The following is a 4,579-nucleotide window of genomic DNA, read 5'->3' on the forward strand; positions in this document are numbered from 1 at the left end:
AGTGAAAATACATAAATGAGTCCTTGGATGACTATTCCCACTCAACTGTTGCAGGTGGTTTACTTGTAATATCGTAGACGATACGGTTAACGTGATCCACTTCGTTTACGATACGTACTGAGATTTTTTGAAGGACTTCCCAAGGAATTTTGGCAAAGTCAGCTGTCATACCATCGATCGAGGTAATAGCACGGATTGCAATTGTGTAGTCGTACGTACGACCGTCACCCATAACACCGACTGAACGAACACCTGTATTAACTGTGAAGTATTGCCAGATATCGCGGTCAAGACCAGCTTTGGCAATTTCTTCACGAAGGATAGCATCTGATTCACGAACGGTTTCTAGTTTCTCTTCAGTGATTTCACCCATGACACGGATAGCAAGTCCTGGTCCTGGAAATGGTTGGCGCCATACGATATGGTCTGGCATACCAAGCTCTGTACCAAGAGCACGAACCTCATCTTTATAAAGAGTATTGAGTGGTTCAATCAATTCAAATTGCATGTCTTCTGGAAGACCACCCACGTTGTGGTGTGACTTGATAGTTTGAGCTGTATCCGTACCAGACTCGATCACGTCGGTATATAAGGTACCTTGAGCAAGGAATTTCACATCTTTGAGCTTGCTTGCTTCGTCATCAAATACATAGACAAACTCATTACCGATGATTTTACGTTTTTGTTCAGGGTCAGAAACGCCAGCAAGTTTATCAAGGAAACGTTTAGCAGCGTCTGCTTTGACGATATTCAAACCAAACTTACCACCAAGCATGTCCATAACTTGGTCCGCTTCTCCTTTACGAAGAAGACCGTGGTCTACGAAGATACAAATCAATTGATCGCCAATAGCCTTTTGGAGAAGAACCCCAACGACAGATGAGTCAACCCCACCTGATAGACCAAGAAGGACACGTTTATCACCGACGGTTTCACGAATTTTTTGGATCTGCATATCAATGAAGTTATCCATTGACCAGTCGCCTTTAGCCTTACAGATGTTAAGAGCAAAGTTACGAAGGATATCATTTCCGTATACAGAATGACGAACTTCTGGGTGGAATTGGATACCGTAAATATGTTTATCAGGGTTTTCAATGGCTGCATAAGGGCAGTCAGCTGATGTACCTGTACGAACAAAGTCAGAAGGAATTTCAGTAACTGCATCACCATGGCTCATCAATACAGTTTGTTCATCAGGTGTTGATTCAAAAAGAGCTGATGGTGTATGTGTTAGGGTTGATTGACCGTATTCACGATTTCCAGCATCACCTGCAGGAACAACTTTTCCTCCAAGTTTATGGGTCAATAACTGCATACCGTAACAAATTCCCAAAATAGGAATTCCAAGTTCGAAGATTTCTGGGTCAATATCAAATGAACCATCTTCATATACAGAGTTAGGACCACCTGATAGAATAATTCCTACAGGATTGATTTCACGAACTTCAGCAGCTGAAATTTTATGGCTTTTTAGTTCTGAAAAAACACCAATCTCACGGATACGGCGTGAAATCAGCTGGTTGTATTGGCTACCATAGTCCAATACGATGATTTTTTCTACATCTTGCAAATCAGTTGAAATGTTGCTCATCTTTTTCCTTTCTCAAAAGAAATATCTTTTTTCAATATTCTATCACAAATAAGGGCGAATTACCAACTAAACAAGGCGAAGTTTGACTTTTTCTAGTTTATTGGGGTACAATAGAGAAAAGATAGAAATGAAGTGAAAAATATGCTACCCGCTTATATGAAAATCCATGACCAGATTAAAAAGGATATTGACGAACATCGTTGGGCCATCGGTGAGAGACTTCCAAGTGAACGAGATTTAGCAGAGCAGTTTGCGGTCAGTCGCATGACCCTCCGCCAAGCTATATCTCTATTAGTTGAAGAAGGTGTTTTAGAGCGCAGAGTTGGAAGTGGCACCTTTGTATCCAGTACACGTGTACAAGAAAAGATGCGAGGGACAACCAGTTTTACTGAAATTGTTAAGTCCCAAGGTAAAGTACCCTCTAGCCAACTCATTTCCTACAGAAAAACCATTCCCAATGAACAGGAAGTTGCCAAGCTAGGAATTTCTCCAACGGAGAATATTATCCGAATGGAACGTGTTCGCTATGCCGACCAAGTTCCTCTGGTTTATGAAGTTGCTTCGATTCCTGAAAAATTCATTAAGGACTTTAAAAAAGAAGAAATCACCAGTCATTTCTTTCAAACTCTGCAAAAACACGGCTACCGTATTGGTAAATCACAGCAGACTATTTATGCTCGTCTTGCTAAGGAAAAAATTGCCCACTATTTGGAAGTTGAAAAAGGACATGCTATTCTAGGTTTGACTCAGGTTTCCTACCTAGAAGATGGTACTGCATTTGAATACGTAAAAAGTCAGTATGTAGGCGAACGCTTTGAATTTTATCTTGAAAATAATTAGATTACCACGCAAAAACTCTCTGTCACGGACGACAAAGAGTCTTTTTATTTTTCTAAGACTAAATCTTTCAACGAAATCAGAGTTACAGCAAACAATATCATTGCCATACCAAGAAAATCAATAGGATAAAATTGTTCATTCATAATTAGGAAGGCAAAGAAAACTGCCGAAATTGGCTCAATAGAAGCCAACAAGCTTGACTTGACCGGTCCAATCAGACTGGCTCCTTTTAAGAAGGCTGTATAGGCAAAGACAGTACCGATAAGGATAATGCCCGCAAATGCAAGGAGAAAATCAAGACTAGTTGGGATAGCAGTCTGTAGAACCCCTGTAAAAGGAAGGGCGACCAAACCAGCTATGACCATTCCCACACCAATGAGCAAACTGCTCCCCCACTTCTTAATCAAGGCTATGGGCAAAATGATATACAGTGCGTAAGTCAGAGCAGAAAAGAGACCCCAGAACAGGCCTGCAGGTGTCATGGATAACTGGTCCAACTGCCCATGAGTTGCAATCAGGAAGGTCCCTCCAATGGCTAATATGATAGAAACTATCTCTCCCAGTGTCGGTGCCACCTTATCCTTGATACAGCTATAAATCAAAATCCCGACAGGACAAACATACTGAAGCACCGTCGCGGTTCCTGCATTGGTCTCCTGAATAGCAGTTAGATAGGCAAATTGATTGAGGAAGAGACCAATTAGAGCAAAAATGAGAAGAGACAGTAAACTCTTTCTATCATTTAAAAAGGCCAGCATTCTATCCTTTGCAGTAGCATAAGTCAAGACCATGAGAATCCCACCAGCGATTAAAAGACGCAAGTTGGTCAAAACCAGAGCCGAAATTCCGTGTGCCATCAGGTATTGGCCACTCGTTCCTGACAAGCCCCAAGCAATCCCAGCCACAACTGTTAATAGAGTCCCTTTTAAACTGTTTGACATGTCTCTCCTTACTCTTCTTTGCGAATCAAGTCCATCACTTGATTGCGGTCTACAATCCATTGAGCCCTCTCATCCTTTTCATAGGTACGATTCGATAGGAAAATAGCCGCTTCTTGCTTCTGGCGATTCCACATGATAAAGGTACCTGTATAGCCCGTATGGTCTAGCCAATCTCCTTCCAAATTCCAGGCCAAAGAACGTTCCTTGTCATCCAAAGGAGAAAAATTTTGACTCAAATCTCTTGCAAAATCATCTGATAAATAGTGTTCTAAAAAGATTTGTAGATCCTTTACAGTCGAAAATAAACCAGCACTACCAGCATGTCTGCCCAGGAGACGAGCCTTGGGATCATGTACCACACCTGCCTCGACACCTCTAACTGTTGGAACAGCAAGCTCAACAGGCCCAAACTGGGTATCCGCCATTCCCCAAGGTTTCCAGACTTGCTCCTGTAAAATCACATCCAAGTCTTGATTAAAGATTCTTTCCAAGATAAAACCCAACAGCAAAAAATGGACATCTGAATAAAGAAAGGCTGGCTGATTTCGTCTGTTGAGATGAAACATCGCTTCCTTTAATTCTGAGGCTATTAAAAGATCACGATTGGGAATAAAAGGATCAAGATCTGTAGCGTGAGTTAAGAGCTGACGAATAGTAATATCTGGATAATCACTCTCAGCTAAAAAATCGGTTACTGGTCTGTCAATATCTAATTGACCTCTTTCCCACAAAAAGGTACAAACTGTGCCAACCCCAACAACCTTGCTGACACTGGCTAGGTCATAAACTAGACCTGCCTCAGTCTCCAAGCCATGCTCTGGGTCACTCTGGCCTAAATAGAACTCCGTCCATTGATTGTCCTTAAAATATGCAAAAGAGGCTCCGGGATAAATCCCTGCCTCGATTTGTTCTTCTATTTTTTTAATAATCTTGGTCCACTTCATACTTCTTCAAACCACAATTCAACATTATTTCTATCTTTACCAAGGAAGAATTTTTCAGACTTAGGAATAAAATATTCGGTAGACTCAAACTTCTGGCGAAGACTTTCTATATCTAGTTCATTGACTAAGAACTTGAGCATAGATAAGTCCCAAGTAACCTTATTGTCCACAGTCAAATCTTGACCCTGAGCTGGGATAAAATCAAGTGACGCCCCAATTTCAGATACTCCCAAGAAACTTTGGACACCCGTTGGGAGGTG

Annotated in this window: 5 protein-coding genes; 1 reads left to right on the top strand and 4 read right to left on the bottom strand. The window is 41.4% G+C overall.

Annotated elements, in window-relative coordinates; genetic code table 11:
* Positions 1-31: 31 nt before the first annotated feature.
* A complete protein-coding gene (guaA, locus tag QZ359_RS07515) occupies positions 32-1,594 on the bottom strand; it encodes a glutamine-hydrolyzing GMP synthase (protein WP_041171154.1) in 1,563 nt (520 codons plus the stop codon).
* Positions 1,595-1,735: 141 nt separating this feature from the next.
* On the opposite strand from guaA, the gene QZ359_RS07520 reads away from it, so the two are divergent.
* The gene (locus tag QZ359_RS07520; protein ID WP_000936183.1) at positions 1,736-2,434 is read left to right on the top strand and encodes a GntR family transcriptional regulator; all 699 of its coding nucleotides are present in this window, start codon (positions 1,736-1,738) and stop codon (positions 2,432-2,434) included.
* 44 nt (positions 2,435-2,478) lie between these two features.
* Here QZ359_RS07520 and QZ359_RS07525 read toward each other — a convergent pair whose 3' ends face one another.
* The 3 genes from QZ359_RS07525 to QZ359_RS07535 form a co-directional block, all read right to left on the bottom strand.
* Positions 2,479-3,375, bottom strand: a complete 897-nt coding sequence (locus tag QZ359_RS07525) for a DMT family transporter (RefSeq protein WP_084926887.1) — start codon at positions 3,373-3,375, stop codon at positions 2,479-2,481.
* 8 nt (positions 3,376-3,383) lie between these two features.
* Positions 3,384-4,319: a serine hydrolase domain-containing protein gene (locus tag QZ359_RS07530; protein WP_293965194.1), complete on the bottom strand. Its 936-nt coding sequence runs from the start codon at positions 4,317-4,319 to the stop codon at positions 3,384-3,386.
* Positions 4,316-4,579 (bottom strand): CppA C-terminal domain-containing protein (locus tag QZ359_RS07535; protein WP_293965196.1); only part of this gene is annotated, 264 nt, incomplete at its 5' end. The genes QZ359_RS07535 and QZ359_RS07530, both read right to left, overlap by 4 nt.

Origin of the sequence: Streptococcus sp., from assembly GCF_019414905.1 — a bacterium.
Classification (GTDB): Bacteria; Bacillota; Bacilli; order Lactobacillales; family Streptococcaceae; genus Streptococcus.

Bases quoted from the DNA above. Each gene is read 5' to 3' on its own strand.
- guaA (WP_041171154.1), bottom strand. From the start codon at position 1,594: ATGAGCAACATTTCAACTGATTTGCAAGATGTAGAAAAAATCATCGTA.
- QZ359_RS07520 (WP_000936183.1), top strand. From the start codon at position 1,736: ATGCTACCCGCTTATATGAAAATCCATGACCAGATTAAAAAGGATATT.
- QZ359_RS07525 (WP_084926887.1), bottom strand. From the start codon at position 3,375: ATGTCAAACAGTTTAAAAGGGACTCTATTAACAGTTGTGGCTGGGATT.
- QZ359_RS07530 (WP_293965194.1), bottom strand. From the start codon at position 4,319: ATGAAGTGGACCAAGATTATTAAAAAAATAGAAGAACAAATCGAGGCA.